We start from the raw sequence: 16,004 nt of genomic DNA on the forward strand, positions 1-16,004 counted from the left end.
TGGTGTCGGAGGGTACCTACCCGCAGGCGCTCGGCGGGGTCAGCGTCTGGTGCGACCAGCTCGTGCACGGCCTGCCCGAGCACCGTTGGGAGGCGGTCGCGCTCACCGTCGACGGCACCGAGACGGTGCGGTGGGAGCTGCCGGCGAACCTCGAGCGGGTGATGGCGATTCCACTGTGGAGCGCCGAGCGCCGCCGGCCCCGGGTGCGGCGCCCGGGCCGGCCCACGCGCACGATGTTCCACGCGGCGCTGGACGCGTTCCTGGCCGCGCTCGTCACGGTGCCGGAGCCGGATCCCCAGCTAGGGGTCGTCCAGCGCAGCCGGTTCCTGCTGGCGCTGCGGGGGCTGTACGAGTACGCGGCCGACGGCGGCGACGTGGCGGGCGCGCTGCGCTCCAATGCGGCGCTGGGCCGGCTGCAGGACCGGTGGGGCGAGGCCGACAAGGGGCGGCTCACGCTCGCCGACGCGGCCCACGCGACCGGGCTGATCGGCAACATGCTGCGGCCGCTGAGCGTGCCGCCGCCGCGGGCCGACGTGGTGCACTGCGCGATGAACGGGCTCTCGACGCTCGTGGCGATGGCGGCGAAGTGGGAGTACGAGACGCCCATGCTCATCTCCGAGCACGGCGTATACCTGCGGGAGCGCTACCTGGAGCAGGTCGGCGGGGAGCTGCCGCACGCCGTCGCGGCGCTGCTGCTGGCCTTCCAGCGCGGCCTGGCCGGGGCCGCGTACCACTTCGCCGACGCCCTCGCGCCGCACTCGGCGTACAACCGGCGCTGGCAGCTGCAGAACGGCGCCGACCCCGACCGCATGTGGACGATGTACAACGGGATCTCGCCGGAGCTGTTCCCGAGCGCCCACACCGAGCCGGACGAGCCGACGATCGTCTACGTGGGACGGATCGACCCGCTCAAGGACCTGCACACGCTGATCCGGGCCTTCGCCCGGGTCCGTGCGCGGGTGCCCGACGCACGGCTGCGCATCTACGGGGCGGCGATCGATCTGCGGTACCGCGACAGCTGCCGCGCCCTCATCGAGGGCCTGGGCCTGGCCAACTCGGCCCGGCTGGAGGGCAGCGCGCCCGACGCCGTCGCGGCGTACCACAGTGGCAACGTCGTGGCGCTCACGAGCATCTCGGAGGGGTTCCCGTACTCGGTCATCGAGGCGATGGCGTGCGGCCGGACCATGGTGTGCACGAACGTCGGCGGGGTCTCGGAGGCGGTCGGCGACACCGGGTTCGTGGTCGCGCCGCGCGACCCGGCCGCCGTCGCCGACGCGTGCGTGACGCTGCTGCTGGATCCGGCGCTGCGCCGGGACATGGCGGCCCGGGCCCGGCAGCGGGTGCTCGACCGGTTCACTCTCGCGCAGTCGCTGGACGCGTACCGCAGCCTGTACCAGCGGCTGATCGTGCCGACCGCGCTGGGTGCGCGGGGGCCAGCGGCGGCGCTGCGATGACGGCCGTCGGGGCGCGCCCGGGCTCGATGGCCCTGGCCGCCCGCGGCTGGGCGGCGGCGGCCACGGTCGCACTGCCGATCGTGTCCCTCGCGCCACGGCCGGGGCGGCCCGGGACCGGCGCGGACCCTGTCGACGCGCTCGCCGCGGAGCTGCACGACCGTGCCGTCGGCGGGTTCGTGGACGGATTACAGGTGGCCGCGCTCCTGGAGGCCCAGGGCGTCACCGACCGCGACGCCCGGGTCGGCTACGGCTACGCCGACGTGTTCGCGCTCGCCGGTGCGGTACACCGGCGGCTGTCCGGTCGTGAGGAGCCCCCGGCTCGCCGCCGGGCCCGGCGGCACGGGTGGCGGGAGCTGCTGCACGGCGGGCTCTACCTGCTGCCGAGCGTGCTGTTCCCGGCGGTCATCACGGCCGCGCCGCGCCCGCCGGTGCTCGCGATCGTCGCCGCCGGCCTGCTCGGCTGGGTGTGGTCAGGTGGCCTGACCTGGCTGGCGCACCAGCACGTCAACGCCGGCGACGAGCCCGCCGCGGGCCGGCTGCTGGCCCGCGGCAGCGTGCTCGGGGTCGCGGCGGCGGGGGCGCTCGGGGCGGCGATCACCGCGGTGAGCGGCGACCCGATCGCCGCGGTGCTCGTGCCGGCCGTGACGGTGTACCAGCTCGCCGCGACAGTGCTGCTGTTCTTCCGCGACGAGGCCTGGCTGGTGACCCTGATGGCGCCGGCGGTCGTGGCCGGCGGCGGGTTCGTGCTCGCCGGGGACTGGCCGCCGGTGGCCGCGATCGTGCCCGCGGTGGTCAGCATCGCGGTCACCTTCGGCGTCGCGCTGAGCCGGGCGCTGCAGGTGCCCGGCGCGGCCGGCCCCGGCGCGTCAGGGTCCGGCCGGCTGCGCACGGTGATGCGCGGCCGGTGGGGCACCTTCGCGCTGGTCGTGCTCTCCACCGCGCTGCTGGCCGCGCTGGTCCTGCTGCCCCAGGCGCCGCTGCTCGCGCACCACTTCGACGTGCTGCTGGCCACGGTGCCGCTGGTGGTGTCGATGGGCTTCGTCGAGTGGCGGGCCCGCCGGTTCGGCGAGCGGGCCCGGGAGCTGCTGCACGACCCCTGGGGGCCGCCGGGCTTCCGGTGGCGGCTGTGGTGGTGGCTGGCGCTGGACGTCGGCGCGTGCGCGCTCGTCGCCGGGGCCGGCGCGGCGGTCGTGCTGGCCGCCCTGGGCGAGGCCGGGCGCCTCACCCCGGCCGTGGCGGCGATGGCCGCGGCGAGCGTGCTGCTGGCCGGCGCCGTCCTGCTCGTGTTCGTCCTGGCGGCGCACGGCGGCTACCTGCGGCTCTGTGTCGCGCTGGCCGCCGCGCTAGTGGCGCACACCGCCTTCCTCGGCAGCGTCGCGCTGCTGCTCGGGCTGCTCGTGGCGGCCCTCCTCCCGTCGCTGGGCCGCGTGCGGCAGTACCGGTGACGGGCTCCTCCCAAGACGACGCCTTCGGCGGCGCCTGAACACCGTCGGACCTCAATTCGAAAGCAGGAACCTATATGCACGCGGTCATCATGGCCGGTGGCAAGGGCGTGAGGCTGCGCCCCTTCACCACCGCCCTGCCCAAGCCCCTGATGCCGATCGGCGAGCGGCACGCGATCCTGGACATCGTCCTGGAGCAGCTGGCGGCCCGCGGCTTCGCCTCGGTCACGCTCGCCATCAACCACCTCGGCCCGCTCATCCGCGCGTTCGTCGGCGACGGCTCCCGCTGGGGCCTCGACGTCAGCTACGCCGAGGAGCGGGTGCCGCTGTCCACCGCCGGCCCGCTGTTCCTCGTCAAGGACGAGCTGCCCGACCACTTCCTGGTCATGAACGGCGATCTGCTCACCGACCTCGACTTCGCCGACCTGCTGGCCCGGCACTGCCGCGGCGGGGCGCCGCTGACGATCGCGACCGCGGCCCAGACGACCCGGATGGAGTTCGGCGTCCTCGACGTCGTCGAGGACCGGGTGGTCGGCTTCACCGAGAAGCCGTCGTACCGCCACCGCGTCTCGATGGGCATCTACGGCATGGCCCGCAAGACGCTGGAGCCGTACCCGCCGGGCCTGGCCCTCGGCTTCGACCGGCTGATCCAGGACCTGCTGCGGCAGGGGGAGTTCCCGGACAGCTACGACTTCGAGGGGGTGTGGCTCGATATCGGGCGGCCCGAGGAGTACGACGAGGCCAACCGGCGCTTCGGCGAGCTCGAGCCGGCCCTGCTCCCGGTGCGCAGCGAGGTGGCGGCGTGAAGCGACTGCGGATTCTCCTCTTCGGCGCGTCCGGCTTCGTCGGCTCCAGCGTCGCCGCGACGCTCGCCGCCGACCCGCGGGTCACGAGCCTCACCAGCCCGGGCCGCGCGCAGCACGACCTCGTCACCGGCGGCATCGCCGCCCTGACCGCGCTGGTGCGCCAGGCGAGCCCCGACGTCGTCGTCAACTGCACCGGCCGGCTCGGCGGCACCGCCCTGGACCTGCTCGAGGCCAACACGGTGGCGACCGTCCGGCTCATCGACGCGGTCGCGGCCGCGGCCCCGGGCGCGCGGCTGGTCCGGCTCGGCTCGGCGGGGGAGTACGGCCCGGTCGCGCACGGCGTCAGCGTCGCCGAGGACCACCCGTGCGCGCCGGTCGGCGAGTACGGCACGACCCACCTCGCGGGCACCCGCCTGCTGCAGCTGGCCACCGCGGCCGGGCAGGTCGACGGGGTGACGCTGCGCGTGTTCAACCCGATCGGGCCCAACCTCAACCGCGACAACCTGCTCGGCCGGGCCGCGGTGCTCATCCGCGACGCGCTGGCCGGGGCGGCCGGGCAGGTGCTGCTCGGTCCGCTCGGCGCGTACCGCGACTTCGTCGACGTGCGCGACGTGGCCGCGGCGGTCACGGCCGCGGCCACCGGGCCCGAGCCCGGCGCCGGCGTCGTCAACATCGGCAGCGGGCGCGCCGTGACCGCGCGCGAGGCCGTGCGGCGGCTGGCCGAGACGGCCGGGTACAGCGGCGCGATCATGGAGCAGGGGGCCGGGCCGGCCCGCTCGGCCGGGGTCGACTGGATCCGCGCCGACATCACCCGGGCCGAGGCGGTGCTCGGCTGGGTGCCGACCCACACCCTCGCCGAGTCGGTGAAGCAGATCTGGGCCACGCTCGACGGCGCGGGGCGGTGAACGGCTCGCTGGCGCGCGGGGCCGCGCTCGCCGCGACCGTCGCGCTCGCCGTCCCGGGCTGCTCGGGCGGCGGACAGCACGGCTCGCCGGTGGCCGGGGACGGCTGGGTGTACCAGCTGCAGGGCTACGACGACGACGGGCTCGCGGCGCTCGCGCGGGCCCCGCAGCGCCTCGCCGTCATCGACCTGGCCCGGGACGCGGGCTCGGACTGGTTCCGGCCGGACGAGATCGCCGCGCTGCGGGCCTCGGGCAAGCGCGTCCTGGCCTACTTCGAGATCGGCAGCGTCGAGAAGTTCCGGCCCGAGTACCCGGCGCTGGCCCGCGAGGCCGGCGACCTCGTGCTCAACCGCTGGGAGGACTGGCCGGACGAGTACTTCGTGCGGTACTGGGACGAGCGGTGGTGGGACCGGGTCGTGCGGCCGCGCCTCGACCGGGCCCTGGCCGCCGGGTTCGACGGCGTGTACCTCGACACCCCGCTCGCGTACGAGGAGCTCGACCTGGGCCTGGCCCGCGGCTGGACCCGCGAGCGCCTCGCGCTGGCGATGGTCGGGCTCCTCGACCGGATCGGCCGGTACGCCCGCGAGCGGCGGCCCGGCTTCTGGGTGGTGCCGCAGAACTCGCCCGAGCTGCGCCGCTACCCCGGCTACACCGATGCGATCGACGGCATCGGCCTGGAGGAGCTGTTCTACCGCGCCACCGACCGGCCCTGCACCGAGGACTACTGCGCCGAGAACCTCGCCGACGCCCGCGCCCTGCGCGACGCCGGCAAGCTCGTGCTCGCCGTCGACTACGCCCGGCGCCCCGCCGCCGTGCGCGACGCCTGCACCCGCTACCGCACCGAGGGCTTCCTGGGCACCGTCACCACCCGGGAGCTCGACCGCGTCGCCGCGCCCTGCGGCTGACCGGCAACCAGCACGGACATACAGCACCGGACATACAGCACCGGACATACAGCACCGGACATACAGCACCGGACATACAGGACCGGGCAACCAGCACCGGGCAACCAACACCGAGAGGAACACCGCACATGGCACGCACCATCGGCGTGATCGGGATGGGCTACGTCGGCCTGACCCTCACCGCCGCCCTGGCCCGCAAGGGCTTCACCGTCCACGGCATGGACGTGCAGCCGGCCGTCGTCGACTCGCTCAACCGCGGCCATCCGCACATCTACGAGCCCGGCGTCGCCGAGGCGTTCGCCGAGCACGTCGGGCGGAACATCTTCGTCGACACGGCCCTGCCCAACGGCGCGGTCGACGCCGCCGTGATCTGCGTGTCCACGCCGGTCGACGAGCGCACCCGCCGGCCCGACCTGACCAGCCTCGCCGCCGCCGCCCGCCACGTCGCCGAGGCGTGCACGCCCGGCACGCTCGTCGTGGTCCGCAGCACCGTGCCGGTCGGCGCGAGCCGGCGCATCGTCCTGCCGCCGCTGCGCGCCGCGTGGGGCGCGGCCCGGCTGGTGATGGCGCCCGAGCGCACCATCCAGGGCCAGGCGCTGCGCGAGCTCGTGGAGCTGCCGCAGGTGGTCGGGGGCCTCGACGAGGAGAGCCTGCTCGACGGGCTCGACCTGTTCGGCGGGCTCGCCGAGCGGCTCGTGCCCGTCTCCGGCCTGGAGACGGCGGAGCTGGTGAAGCTGTCGAACAACTGCCACACCGACCTCATCTACGCGTACGGCAACGAGATCGCGCTCATCGCCGAGCGGCACGGCCTCGACCCGCTCGAGGTGATCGGCGCGGCCAACCTCGACTATCCGCGGCCCGACCTCGCCCGGCCCGGCTACGTCGGCGGCGGCTGCCTGTCCAAGGACCCGTACATCATGCTCAGCGAGAGCGGCGAGCGGCAGCCGTTCCTGATCGAGCCGGCCCGCCGGCTCAACGAGTTCATGCCGGTGCATGTGGCGCGGACCGTCGTGGAGCTCATCCGGCAGGAGTGCGGCGGCACGGAGGGCATGACGCTGGCGGTGCTGGGCTGGGCCTACAAGGGCTGGCCGGCCACCGACGACATGCGCGGCACCCCGATCGCCACGATGATGCCGGTCTTCTCCGCGGCGGGCCTCACCGTGCTCGGCCACGACCCGCTCGTCTCCGACGCGGTCATGCGGCAGTACGGCGGGGAGCCGATCAGCATCGACAAGGCCTTCAGCGAGGCCGACGCCGTGCTCGTGGTCAACGACCACCCCGACTACCGCGCGATCGAGCCCGACTCCGTGCTCGGCGTGGGGCATCCGGCCGTCGTCTTCGACTCCTGGCGCATCCTCGACGAGGAGGCGCTGCGGGCCGCCGGCGTTCGCTACGCCGGCATCGGCTACCAGCCGCAGGGGGTGCTCGCATGAGGGCGCTGCTGCTCGGCGGGGCGGGCTTCATCGGCCTGCACCTGGCCCGCCGCCTGCTCGACGACGGGTGCGAGGTGTCCATCGTGGACGACTTCTCCCGCGGCCGCAACGACCTGGACCTCGGCGAGCTGGCCCGCGGGCCGCGCCTCGGCGTCCAGCACGGCGACCTCACCGACCCGGCCACGTGGCGGGTGCTGCCGCACGGCTGGGACCAGATCTACCTGCTGGCCGCCGTGGTCGGGGTGCGCAACGTCGAGGCCGACCCGGCCCGGGTGGTGCGCGTCAACAGTCTCGCCGTGCTGCACCTGCTGGACTGGGTCGCGGCCGGGGAGCACGTCTTCTTCGCCTCGACCAGCGAGGTGTACGCGGGCGCCGTCGACGCCGGGATCGCCCCCGTGCCGACCGGCGAGTCGGTGCCGGTCACCGTCGGCGACGTCACCGCCCCGCGCTACGCCTACGCGGTGAGCAAGCTGCTCGGCGAGGCGGCCGTCGTCCACGGCGCGCGGGCCAAGGGCTTCCGGGCCGTGGTGGGCCGCTTCCACAACGTGTACGGGCCCCGGATGGGCACCGACCACGCCATCCCGGAGCTCACCCTGCGCGCGCTGCGGGGCGAGCGGCCGCTGCGGGTGCCGGGGGCCGACCAGACCCGGGCCTTCTGCTACGTCGACGACGCCGTCGAGGCGATGGTCCGCCTCATGGCCAGCCCGCGGGCGGACGGCCGGATCGTGCACATCGGCGACGACACCGCGGAGACCGGCATCGCCGACCTGGCCAAGCTCGTCCTGCGGCTCACCGGCGCCGACGCCGAGATCGAGCCGGCCGCGGGCGCGCCCGGTGCGGTCACCCGGCGCTGCCCGGACCTGACGCTGCTGCGGGACCTGACCGGCTACCAGCCGACCGTGCCGCTGGAGGAAGGCGTTCGGCGCACCGTCGAGTGGTACCGCCGATGAGCGACGCGCCGCCGATCGTGTTCTACTACGGGACCGGCCGGGTCGCCGAGCTGGCCGACTACCCGCGGGCGGTCCTGCAGCCGGAGTTCTACCCGACGCCGGAGCTGCACCGGCTGCGCGCGGCGGGCACCGACCCGCTGGCGTACCTGTCGCTGTCGGAGGACCAGGGCCCGCCGGCGCCGTGGCAGCGCGCGGAGCGCAACCCGGACTGGGGCGGCGCGTTCGTGCACGTCGGGCATCCCGGCTGGCGCGAGCATGTGCTGGGCCAGGCCCGTGACGCCGTGGACGCGGGCTTCGCCGGGCTGTTCCTGGACACGCTCAACGTCGAGCTGACGTTCCCGGAGGACCTGCCGGCGCTGATGGAGCTCGTCGCCGCGATCCGCGCCTTGCCCGGCTCCGGCTACGTGCTGGCCAACCGGGGCTTCGGGCTGCTGCCGGAGCTGGCCGGGCACGTCGACGGCATCCTCTTCGAGTCGTTCTCGGCCCGCTGGACGGCGGACGGGTACGCGCCGTGGCCGCCGGACGTCCTCGAGGGCCACGCCCGGGTCGCCGAGGAGCTGCCGCGCTACGGCGTGGACCTGTACGCGCTCGACTACGCCGACTCGCCCGGCCTGGCCGACTTCGCCCGCCGCCGCGCCGCGCTCTTCGGCATGCAGTGCGTCATCAGCGACCGGGCGCTGTCGCTCGTGTGAACCGTTGGTCGGGGCCGTGCGCTTTCATCGCTCGGCCCCGACCGGCTCCTCGTGCGCCACGCGGGCCTCGTCCGGGTTCAGGATCAGGAAGACGCGGCCCGCGGCCACGCCGGCGAGCAGCTGGACGAGCAGGTACAGCAGCGCGAGGTACCACGGCAGCAGCCCCATTGCGGTGAGCCCCAGGGTGATCGCCGGGTTGAACGCCGCCCCGGACACGCGGCCGACCGCGATCGCGCCGGCCACGACGGTGAAGCCGATCGCGAGGCCGTAGAACGAGTTGTTCGGGTTGCTGCGGCTCGTGGCCACGTTGAGCATCACGTAGGCCAGCGCGAACGTGAACAGGAACTCGGCCAGCAGCGCCGCGGCGAGCTGCCGTCCGTCCGGGGCGAGCTGGCCCACGGCCGCGGGGTTGACGACCCAGAGCGCGAACGCCGCGCCGATGACGCCGCCGAGCACCTGGGCCGCCCAGTAGGCGATGGCGTCGGGCCGCGCCATGCGCCGCCGCACGAGCACGGCGAGGGTGAGCGACGGGTTGTAGTGCCCGCCGGACACGTGCGCGCCCGCGTAGACCATCACCATGAGGACGGCCCCGATCGCCAGCGGCGCGAGGGGCGCATTGGACAGCACGCTCGTGCCGACGGTGAACAGCAGGAAGAAGGCTCCGACGAACTCCGTCGCATAGGCTCCGTACCGATGCATGGGGCGTTTCTTCCCCGCGGCGGCCGACTTAGGCCGACCGGTGTCCGACGGCCGCGGTACCGATCCGGGCGTCCGGCCCCGGGAAGACGACGGTACGCCGGCCGTCCTCCCACTCCACCGTGTACGGCGGCGTGCCGTCGCCGTGCCCGATCTCGACGATCACACCCACGCGGCGGGCGTCGCCGACGTGGTTGCCTTCCAGCACGATCTGGTCACCGACATTCGCGTTCATGGCTACCTCGCCACCTCCAGAGACGTCACGTCCGGACCCGACTACCCGCCCCGCGCCGCCGCACACAGGACCGGCCGCGGGACTTGCCGGGATAACTCTTGCTATATAGAGTTAGTCAGCGGCCCTTCCAACTCGGGTTCGGAGCGTGTGATGCCGGTCTTCGTCGTGCTCGTGGTGTTGATCGTGGTCGCCGCGGTCTGGTTGCTGTCCGGCCGGGACCGCGGCGACCTGCCGGCGCGGGTCGCCGGCTTTGCGGTCCGCCGATTGCCGTCGCACCGCCGCGAGTGGGGCCGAGCCATGCTCGCCGAGCTCGGCCACATCGACGGCCCCGGTGCCCGCCGGCGCTTCGCCGCCGGGGTGGTGTGGGTCGGGCTGTTCCCGCCGCCCGAGCGCCGTGCCCGGGTCGCCCTCGTCGCCGGGGCGGGGCTGGCCGGCGCGGCGACGGGCAGCCTGGCCGCCGCGCGGGCGGTGCCGAGCCTGTGGCTGTTCGTCACCGTGCTCGGCGGGCTGCTCGGCGGGTACGCCACCCTCGCGGCCGCCCGGCATCCGCGCCCGGCCCGCACGGCGCCCGAGCGGGTCGTGGCCGGCGTGGCGCTGGCCGGCGTCGCCGCCGCGGTTGCGGTAGTGGTCGCCATCGCCGCGGTCCACCCGGCGGCGACGGCCGACGACGCCCACGTCCTGACGGTGGTCTTCGCGCTGGTGCTGACCGCGTACCTCGTCGTCGCGCTGGCCCCGCCCCGGGGTGGGGCGGACACGCCCGCGGTGCTGTGGTGGGGGCTGGGCGGCGCCGTCGCGGCGGCCGTCGCCTGGACCGCGCGGGGCCTGACGGGCGGGGTCGCGCCGCTGGTGCCGCCCGTTGCCGCGGCCGTGGTCCTGTTCGTGGCGGTCGGCGCCGCGCTCCGTGCGGACGACCGCGCGGCGGGCGTGCGGGCCGGGTGGCTGGCCGTGGTGCTGGCCGCGCCGCTGCACTTCGCGCTCGGCCTTGGCGTCGTCCTCGGGCAGGGGCGGTTCGCGCTCGGCACCGCATACGACGTCGCGGCGTTCCCGCACAGCGGCTACCCCGACGTCGCCAGCTACGTGCTCGGCGACGCCATCGGCGGCAACCTGATCGCCGGCCTCGTGCTCACCCCGCTGCTGCTCGGCGGGCTCGCCCTGCTCGGCGCCGCCGCGGGCCCGCGCCTGATCCCGGCCCCCGGGGGCTTCAGGCGGGGCTGATGTGCGCGGCGACGACCCGCCAGCCGAGGTCCGCGTCGCGGGCCCAGGTGCGGGTGTAGCGCAGCCGGGCATCGAACGGCGCGCCGTCGTAGGTGCCGGTGACGGTACCGAGGAAGAAGGTGACGCCCAGATCGCCGATCAGGAGCAGGTCGAGATCCTCCTCCACGAGGCCGGTGACGACCGACGTGCCGCTGCGGTGGGCGGCCAGGTCGTCGGCCTTGGTGACCTTGCTGCCGTCGGGGCCGATGGCGATCAGCCGGTCGTCGAGCAGCGTGTCGAGCGCGGCCACGTCGCCGGCGCGCTGGGCGGCCTGGAGTCGGCGCTCGGCCTCGAGCAGGGTCTGGGAGTCGGTCATGGGTGCATTATCCGCCGGGGCCCGGGCAGCATGGCACCATGATGACCGCCTGGCAGGTGCACGCGCCCGGGCCGATCGCCGGGAAGCCGCTGCGCCGCGTGCAGATTCCCGTGCCCGAGCCGGCCGCCGACGAGGTGCTCGTGCGGGTGCGGGCCTGCGCCGTCTGCCGCACCGACCTGCACCTGGCCGAGGGCGACCTGCCGCCGCGGCGCCCCGACACCGTGCCCGGGCACGAGGTCGTCGGCACCGTCGAGCGGGTCGGGGCGGACGTGTCCGAGCCGGCGGCCGGCACCCGCGTCGGGGTGGCCTGGCTGCGGCGGACGTGCGGACGCTGCCGGTACTGCCGCCAGGGCGCGGAGAACCTGTGCCCGTACTCGCGGTACACCGGCTGGGACGCCGACGGCGGGTACGCGCAGTACTGCGTCGCGCCCGCCGAATACGTGTACCGGCTGCCCACCGGCTACACCGACGAGGAGGTCGCGCCGCTGCTGTGCGCCGGGATCATCGGCTACCGGGCGCTGCGCCGCAGCGAGCTGCCCCCGGGCGGCCGGCTGGGCCTCTACGGCTTCGGCGCGTCCGCGCACCTGGCCGTCCAGGTCGCGATCGCGGAGGGTGCGACGGTACACGTGGTGTCGCGCTCGGAGGCCGCCCGCGACCTCGCCCTGTCGCTCGGCGCCGCGTCGGCCTCGGCCACCGCCCCGCCGGAGCCGCTCGACTCGGCGATCCTGTTCGCGCCCGTGGGCACGCTGGTGCCGCCGATGCTCGCGGCCCTGGACCGGGGCGGCACCCTGGCCGTCGCCGGGATCCACCTGACGGACATCCCGCCGCTGCGGTACGAGGAGCACCTGTTCCAGGAACGCACGCTGCGCAGCGTCACCGCGAACACGCGCCGGGACGGCCGGGAGTTCCTCGAGTTCGCGCAGCGGCACCACCTTCGGGTCGCGACCACGCCCTACCCGCTGGACGCGGCCGGCGAGGCTCTCGCGGACCTGGCCGCCGACCGCGTCTCCGGGGCCGCCGTGCTCTCCTTCCCAGCGGCCGGCTGACGCTTCAGCGCTGGCGGACGACGGCCACCGGGCAGCCGGCGTAGTGGATCGCGGTCTGGCTCACCGATCCGAGCAGCATCCCGGTGAACCCGCCCCGGCCGCGGGAGCCGACGACGAGCAGCTCGGCGCCCGCGGACCGGTTGTTCAGGGCCGGCCCCGGGCGGCCGCTCACGACGGCGGGCCGGAAGTCGACGTCGGGGTACTTCTCCGCCCACCCGCTCGCCGACTCGACAAGCGCGCGCTCGTGCTCCTCGCGCACCGCGTCGGCGTCGGCGGCCGGCGGCCACATGCCGCGGGCGGGGCCGGTCGACGCCGACCACTCGTACACGAGCACGGCGGTCAGGCCCACGCCGCGGTACGACGCCTGCTCGAACGCGAAGTGCAGCGCATCGTCGCTGTCGCCCGAGCCGTCGACCCCGACGACCACCCGGCCCGCCTCGGGCCCGGCCGGCCGCTCCTCGTTGCGCACGATGACGACCGGGCACTCGGCGTGCGCGGCCAGCTGCACACCGACCGAGCCCAGCAGCAGCCCCGCGAAGCCACCGTGGCCCCGGCTGCCGACCACGAGGACGCCGGCGTGCCGGGAGGCCTCGAGCAGCGCGGATGCCGACGACTGCACCTGCGTGGCGGTGGTGATCCGGATGCCGGGCGCCACCGTCCGGGCCCGGGCCTCCGCGGCGGCGAGGGTCTGCTCGCCGACCTGCCGCATGCTTTCCTCGTAGGGGGCGCTCATCGGCATGGGCGCGGTGATCGGCGCGTACATCGCGGGCCACAGGAACGCGTGCAGGATGTGCAGAGGCCGGGCGCGCCGCGACGCATCGGCCGCCGCCCAGGCGACCGCGTCGAGACTCGACTCGGAACCGTCGACGCCGACGACGACGCTGTGCTCCGCAAGCATGGAGACCTCCTGGCTGTCCGGGTGTCTGTTCCCTTTCAGCGTTGCGCGGTCGCGGGTGATGCCCCGGGGGTGAGCGTGGCCGCGCTGCGGCGGTGGCGCGTCAGGCCGTCCGGTGGTGGCGGGTCACGGCGTCCAGATCGCCGACGGTGAGCGGCCGCCGGCCGCCCTCCAGCCGGGTGGCCAGGGCGAGCAGCAGCTGCGCGGTGGTGAACGCGTCGCCGAGCGCGTGGTGCGGCGTGTGCACCGGCAGGCCGAGCCGCCGCGCCGCGGACTCCAGGTTCGGCTCGCGGCCGGGGGCGGCCTCGGCGAGCCGCGCCGCGCGCAGGAGCGCGGCGGTGTCGATCAGCGTCCGGTTGAGCCGCCGGCCACGCGGTCGCAGCGCGCGGTCCAGGAAGGCGCGCTCGACCCAGGCCGCGTGGGCGACCGGCACCCGGCCGCCGAGCAGGCTTGCGAGCTCGTCCACGACGTCGTCGAGCGGTGGGGCGTCGGCGAGGTCGGCGCCGCGCAGGCCGTGGACGGTCATCGCGGCGACGGAGATCGGGCGGGAGGGGCGCAGCCGGCGGTACACCGTCTCCCCGCACGGAATGCGGGCGTGCCGGACGATGACGGCGCCGAACGACACGATCTCGTCGCGGCGCAGGTCGAGGCCGGTCGCCTCGAGGTCGATGACGCAGAACTCGGCCGCGCGCCACGGTGTGTCCGGGCCGGGAGCCGGCAGCGGTACCGTGGGCCGCAGTCGCATCGCCGGGCCCTCAGTCCGGCAGCCGCTGCAGCCAGGTGCGGTCCACGCGGGCCTGGACGAGCGCGATGGCGCGGAATGTCTCGCGCAGGTGCCGCCGGGTGAGCGAGTCGAGCTCCTTCGGGGCGATGAACGTCGACGCCGCCGACGCACCGGCCCCCAGCGCCCGGGTCTCGTGGCGCAGCAACAGGTCGTAGATGCTCTCGAACCCGCCCGCGAGCGTCTCCGCCTCGTCGCCGGTGAGCAGGCCGAGCGCGGCGCCGCGGCGCAGCCGCTCGACGGTCGTGCCGGTGGCGTCGCCGGCCGCGATGGCGATCCAGCGGGCCAGCGACACGACGGGGGTGAGCCCGCCGGGCTTGAGGTCGAGCCGGCCGCGGTGCTCGCCGCTGTGCTGCACCACGAAGTCACGGAAGAACCCGGTGGGCGGCCGCCAGCGCAGCGCCTCGTCGAGCAGGGCCCGCAGGAACTGGCTGGTGCGGGTGTGGGAGCGGATCGTCTCGGTCAGCGACTCGCCCAGCCGCGGGTTGGTCAGCGGGCGGCTGTCAGCGACCATCGCCGACAGCAGCAGGGCGTTGTCGAGGGTCGGGTCGTGCTGCCAGTCGCGGGCCGCGGCGATCCAGGCGGAGCGGGCGCGGCTGAACACCGGGTTGTGGGCGTTGGCGCCGTTGCCGCACAGCGTGAACCCGTACCGCTGCAGGCTCCGCAGCACGTCGCGCGCCTCGGGCCGGATCGCCGCCGCCGGGTCGGGGGTGCCCGCGGGCGGGTCGGCCCAGATCAACGCCGTGTCCACATCGGACAGCGGCAGCGGCTCGCGGCGGGCGAGGGAGCCGAGCAGGACCCACGAGTGCCGCAGCCCGTCGAGGGCCGGGTGGGGGAGCAGCCGGATGGTCCGCCGGATCGCCGCGTCGACCACCGCCGCGTGGATGGCGCCGATCTGGGTGGCGGGCACGCCGCTCGCGCCCAGCTCGGCGAGCATCGCGGGCAGCAGCTCGCACGCGGCGGCCAGCTGCCCGGGGTCGCGGGCGTCGGCGATCGCCGAGCGGACCACGAGCGGGTCGCGCACCTCGGCCCCGGCCAGGTCCACCGCCCGCAGCACGCCCACCGGTTCGCCGCCGCGGCCGGTCACCACCAGGTGGTGCACGCCGTGCTCGAGCATGCGCAGCAGCGCGCCGGCCGGGGCCGCATCCTCCTCGACGGTCAGCGCCGGCGTCGAGGTGAGCGCGGCCACCGGATCGTCGATGCCGACCTCACCGGTCGCCACCCGGCGGCGGAAGTCGAGGTCGGTCACGATTCCCGGGCCCGCGGCCGTGCCGGTGCGCACCAGCGCGCACGACAGCCCGGCGGCGCCGATCCGCTCGGCGGCGTCGCGAACCCGCTCCGTCGCGTCGCACCACACGATCGGGCGCATCACGCGGCCCAGCGGCTGGCCGGCCCGCGCGAGCCCGACCGTGCTGGTCCGCCGGTCCGGGCGGGCGGAGTAGCGCAGCCGATCGGGGTGGGCGAGGTAGCCGCGCGGGTCGGGGATGCGCAGGCAGAGGCTCTCTTCGTGGGCCCGCACCCGCATCGGCGGCGCCAGGCCGGACAGCAGCCACTCCTGGCCGAACGTGTCGCCGGTGCCGAGCAGATCCACGACCCGGTCCGCCTCGACGACCTCGAGGGCGCCGGTGCGGACCACCCACAGATGGGTGAGGGGTTCGCCCTCGGTGACGACGGTCGCCCCGGCCGCGAAGTACTCGACCTCGGCGTGCGCGACGAGGCGGGCCAGGTCGTCGGTGTCCAGCGTGTCGAACGGCGCCTGTGCGCCGAGGAACTCAGCGAACTCCCGCATGCGGTCCGCCCTCCGGCCGCCTGGTGGGCCTGTGCCGGTTGTACACCACCGGCGCGGCTCGCACCAGGGACCGGACGGCGGCCGGCACGGTCACCAGGTCAGCCGTACCGGCTCCGCGGACACCGCCTCGATGTCGGCCGCGGCGGCCAGCAGCAGCCGGTGCCCCAGGTCGCTGAGCGCCCGCGCCACCGCCACCTCGTCGCCGATCTCGGGGATGTCCTCGTCGGCCGGGTGCAGCCGGGCGCTGCCGATGCCGACCAGGTGTGTGTCGTCCTCGGTTTGCAGCCGCGCCTCCGCGGCCGTGTTGCCGTCGTGCTCACCGATGGCGATCTCGACCGTCCATTGTTTCGCTACCAGCATGATGACCTCCAACCTCTCCGGCGCGCTCTCCACATGTTCGCCTCGTGC

Annotated in this window: 17 protein-coding genes; 10 read left to right on the forward strand and 7 right to left on the reverse strand. The window is 75.3% G+C overall.

Going from position 1 to position 16,004, the window contains the following annotated elements; all coding sequences use genetic code 11:
* Positions 1–2 precede the first annotated feature (2 nt).
* The 8 genes from pelF to ACPPVO_RS20325 all read left to right on the forward strand — a co-directional run bounded on the left by pelF (position 3) and on the right by ACPPVO_RS20325 (position 8,584).
* A complete protein-coding gene (gene pelF, locus ACPPVO_RS20290) occupies positions 3–1,454 on the forward strand; it encodes a GT4 family glycosyltransferase PelF (RefSeq protein ID WP_426512767.1) in 1,452 nt (483 codons plus the stop codon).
* Positions 1,451–2,899, forward strand: coding sequence for a hypothetical protein (locus tag ACPPVO_RS20295; protein WP_426512768.1), 1,449 nt, complete (start codon positions 1,451–1,453; stop codon positions 2,897–2,899). Before pelF ends, ACPPVO_RS20295 begins: the two co-directional genes overlap by 4 nt.
* Positions 2,900–2,973: 74 nt before the next feature.
* A complete protein-coding gene (locus tag ACPPVO_RS20300; RefSeq protein ID WP_426512769.1) occupies positions 2,974–3,702 on the forward strand; it encodes a sugar phosphate nucleotidyltransferase in 729 nt (242 codons plus the stop codon).
* Complete coding sequence (locus ACPPVO_RS20305; protein ID WP_426512770.1) at positions 3,699–4,607, forward strand: NAD-dependent epimerase/dehydratase family protein; 909 nt, start codon at positions 3,699–3,701, stop codon at positions 4,605–4,607. Before ACPPVO_RS20300 ends, ACPPVO_RS20305 begins: the two co-directional genes overlap by 4 nt.
* The gene (locus ACPPVO_RS20310; protein ID WP_426512771.1) at positions 4,604–5,509 is read left to right on the forward strand and encodes an endo alpha-1,4 polygalactosaminidase; all 906 of its coding nucleotides are present in this window, start codon (positions 4,604–4,606) and stop codon (positions 5,507–5,509) included. Before ACPPVO_RS20305 ends, ACPPVO_RS20310 begins: the two co-directional genes overlap by 4 nt.
* A 128-nt stretch (positions 5,510–5,637) precedes the next feature.
* Complete coding sequence (locus tag ACPPVO_RS20315; protein WP_426512772.1) at positions 5,638–6,942, forward strand: nucleotide sugar dehydrogenase; 1,305 nt, start codon at positions 5,638–5,640, stop codon at positions 6,940–6,942.
* Positions 6,939–7,892, forward strand: a complete 954-nt coding sequence (locus ACPPVO_RS20320) for an NAD-dependent epimerase/dehydratase family protein (protein ID WP_360383867.1) — start codon at positions 6,939–6,941, stop codon at positions 7,890–7,892. The genes ACPPVO_RS20315 and ACPPVO_RS20320 overlap by 4 nt, the downstream gene beginning before the upstream one ends.
* Complete coding sequence (locus ACPPVO_RS20325; protein WP_426512773.1) at positions 7,889–8,584, forward strand: hypothetical protein; 696 nt, start codon at positions 7,889–7,891, stop codon at positions 8,582–8,584. The genes ACPPVO_RS20320 and ACPPVO_RS20325 overlap by 4 nt, the downstream gene beginning before the upstream one ends.
* A gap of 24 nt (positions 8,585–8,608) precedes the next feature.
* Here ACPPVO_RS20325 and ACPPVO_RS20330 read toward each other — a convergent pair whose 3' ends face one another.
* Both ACPPVO_RS20330 and ACPPVO_RS20335 read right to left on the reverse strand, forming a co-directional pair.
* Positions 8,609–9,283, reverse strand: coding sequence for an aquaporin (locus ACPPVO_RS20330; RefSeq protein WP_426512774.1), 675 nt, complete (start codon positions 9,281–9,283; stop codon positions 8,609–8,611).
* A 28-nt stretch (positions 9,284–9,311) separates the two neighbouring features.
* Entirely contained in the window at positions 9,312–9,515 is a 204-nt protein-coding gene (locus ACPPVO_RS20335) for a DUF1918 domain-containing protein (protein ID WP_426512775.1), read from the reverse strand.
* 150 nt (positions 9,516–9,665) lie between these two features.
* On the opposite strand from ACPPVO_RS20335, the gene ACPPVO_RS20340 reads away from it, so the two are divergent.
* A complete protein-coding gene (locus ACPPVO_RS20340; RefSeq protein WP_426512776.1) occupies positions 9,666–10,730 on the forward strand; it encodes a hypothetical protein in 1,065 nt (354 codons plus the stop codon).
* Here ACPPVO_RS20340 and ACPPVO_RS20345 read toward each other — a convergent pair.
* Positions 10,717–11,085: a nuclear transport factor 2 family protein gene (locus ACPPVO_RS20345; RefSeq protein WP_426512777.1), complete on the reverse strand. Its 369-nt coding sequence runs from the start codon at positions 11,083–11,085 to the stop codon at positions 10,717–10,719. The genes ACPPVO_RS20340 and ACPPVO_RS20345 overlap by 14 nt on opposite strands.
* Before the next feature lie 38 nt (positions 11,086–11,123).
* Between ACPPVO_RS20345 and ACPPVO_RS20350 the strand changes: the two genes are divergently transcribed.
* Positions 11,124–12,131, forward strand: a complete 1,008-nt coding sequence (locus ACPPVO_RS20350) for a zinc-dependent alcohol dehydrogenase family protein (protein ID WP_426512778.1) — start codon at positions 11,124–11,126, stop codon at positions 12,129–12,131.
* 4 nt (positions 12,132–12,135) lie between these two features.
* Here ACPPVO_RS20350 and ACPPVO_RS20355 read toward each other — a convergent pair whose 3' ends face one another.
* From ACPPVO_RS20355 to ACPPVO_RS20370, 4 genes are all read right to left on the reverse strand, one after another.
* Positions 12,136–13,029: a universal stress protein gene (locus ACPPVO_RS20355; RefSeq protein ID WP_426512779.1), complete on the reverse strand. Its 894-nt coding sequence runs from the start codon at positions 13,027–13,029 to the stop codon at positions 12,136–12,138.
* 100 nt (positions 13,030–13,129) lie between these two features.
* A complete protein-coding gene (locus ACPPVO_RS20360; protein WP_426512780.1) occupies positions 13,130–13,771 on the reverse strand; it encodes an exonuclease domain-containing protein in 642 nt (213 codons plus the stop codon).
* 10 nt (positions 13,772–13,781) lie between these two features.
* Positions 13,782–15,596 (reverse strand): putative nucleotidyltransferase substrate binding domain-containing protein, encoded by a 1,815-nt coding sequence (locus tag ACPPVO_RS20365; RefSeq protein WP_426512781.1) that lies wholly within the window; start codon positions 15,594–15,596, stop codon positions 13,782–13,784.
* 90 nt (positions 15,597–15,686) lie between these two features.
* A complete protein-coding gene (locus ACPPVO_RS20370; protein ID WP_426512782.1) occupies positions 15,687–15,956 on the reverse strand; it encodes a DUF1876 domain-containing protein in 270 nt (89 codons plus the stop codon).
* Positions 15,957–16,004: the final 48 nt, after the last annotated feature.

The sequence above is a fragment of the Dactylosporangium sp. McL0621 genome, from assembly GCF_049995355.1.
In the GTDB taxonomy this organism is placed as follows: Bacteria; Actinomycetota; Actinomycetes; order Mycobacteriales; family Micromonosporaceae; genus Dactylosporangium.

Excerpts from the sequence above, each read along its gene's own strand:
- ACPPVO_RS20295 (WP_426512768.1), top strand. The coding sequence starts at position 1,451 with ATGACGGCCGTCGGGGCGCGCCCGGGCTCGATGGCCCTGGCCGCCCGC.
- ACPPVO_RS20300 (WP_426512769.1), top strand. The coding sequence starts at position 2,974 with ATGCACGCGGTCATCATGGCCGGTGGCAAGGGCGTGAGGCTGCGCCCC.
- ACPPVO_RS20315 (WP_426512772.1), top strand. The coding sequence starts at position 5,638 with ATGGCACGCACCATCGGCGTGATCGGGATGGGCTACGTCGGCCTGACC.
- ACPPVO_RS20320 (WP_360383867.1), top strand. The coding sequence starts at position 6,939 with ATGAGGGCGCTGCTGCTCGGCGGGGCGGGCTTCATCGGCCTGCACCTG.
- ACPPVO_RS20325 (WP_426512773.1), top strand. The coding sequence starts at position 7,889 with ATGAGCGACGCGCCGCCGATCGTGTTCTACTACGGGACCGGCCGGGTC.
- ACPPVO_RS20330 (WP_426512774.1), bottom strand. The coding sequence starts at position 9,283 with ATGCATCGGTACGGAGCCTATGCGACGGAGTTCGTCGGAGCCTTCTTC.
- ACPPVO_RS20335 (WP_426512775.1), bottom strand. The coding sequence starts at position 9,515 with ATGAACGCGAATGTCGGTGACCAGATCGTGCTGGAAGGCAACCACGTC.
- ACPPVO_RS20340 (WP_426512776.1), top strand. The coding sequence starts at position 9,666 with ATGCCGGTCTTCGTCGTGCTCGTGGTGTTGATCGTGGTCGCCGCGGTC.
- ACPPVO_RS20345 (WP_426512777.1), bottom strand. The coding sequence starts at position 11,085 with ATGACCGACTCCCAGACCCTGCTCGAGGCCGAGCGCCGACTCCAGGCC.
- ACPPVO_RS20350 (WP_426512778.1), top strand. The coding sequence starts at position 11,124 with ATGATGACCGCCTGGCAGGTGCACGCGCCCGGGCCGATCGCCGGGAAG.
- ACPPVO_RS20355 (WP_426512779.1), bottom strand. The coding sequence starts at position 13,029 with ATGCTTGCGGAGCACAGCGTCGTCGTCGGCGTCGACGGTTCCGAGTCG.
- ACPPVO_RS20360 (WP_426512780.1), bottom strand. The coding sequence starts at position 13,771 with ATGCGACTGCGGCCCACGGTACCGCTGCCGGCTCCCGGCCCGGACACA.
- ACPPVO_RS20365 (WP_426512781.1), bottom strand. The coding sequence starts at position 15,596 with ATGCGGGAGTTCGCTGAGTTCCTCGGCGCACAGGCGCCGTTCGACACG.
- ACPPVO_RS20370 (WP_426512782.1), bottom strand. The coding sequence starts at position 15,956 with ATGCTGGTAGCGAAACAATGGACGGTCGAGATCGCCATCGGTGAGCAC.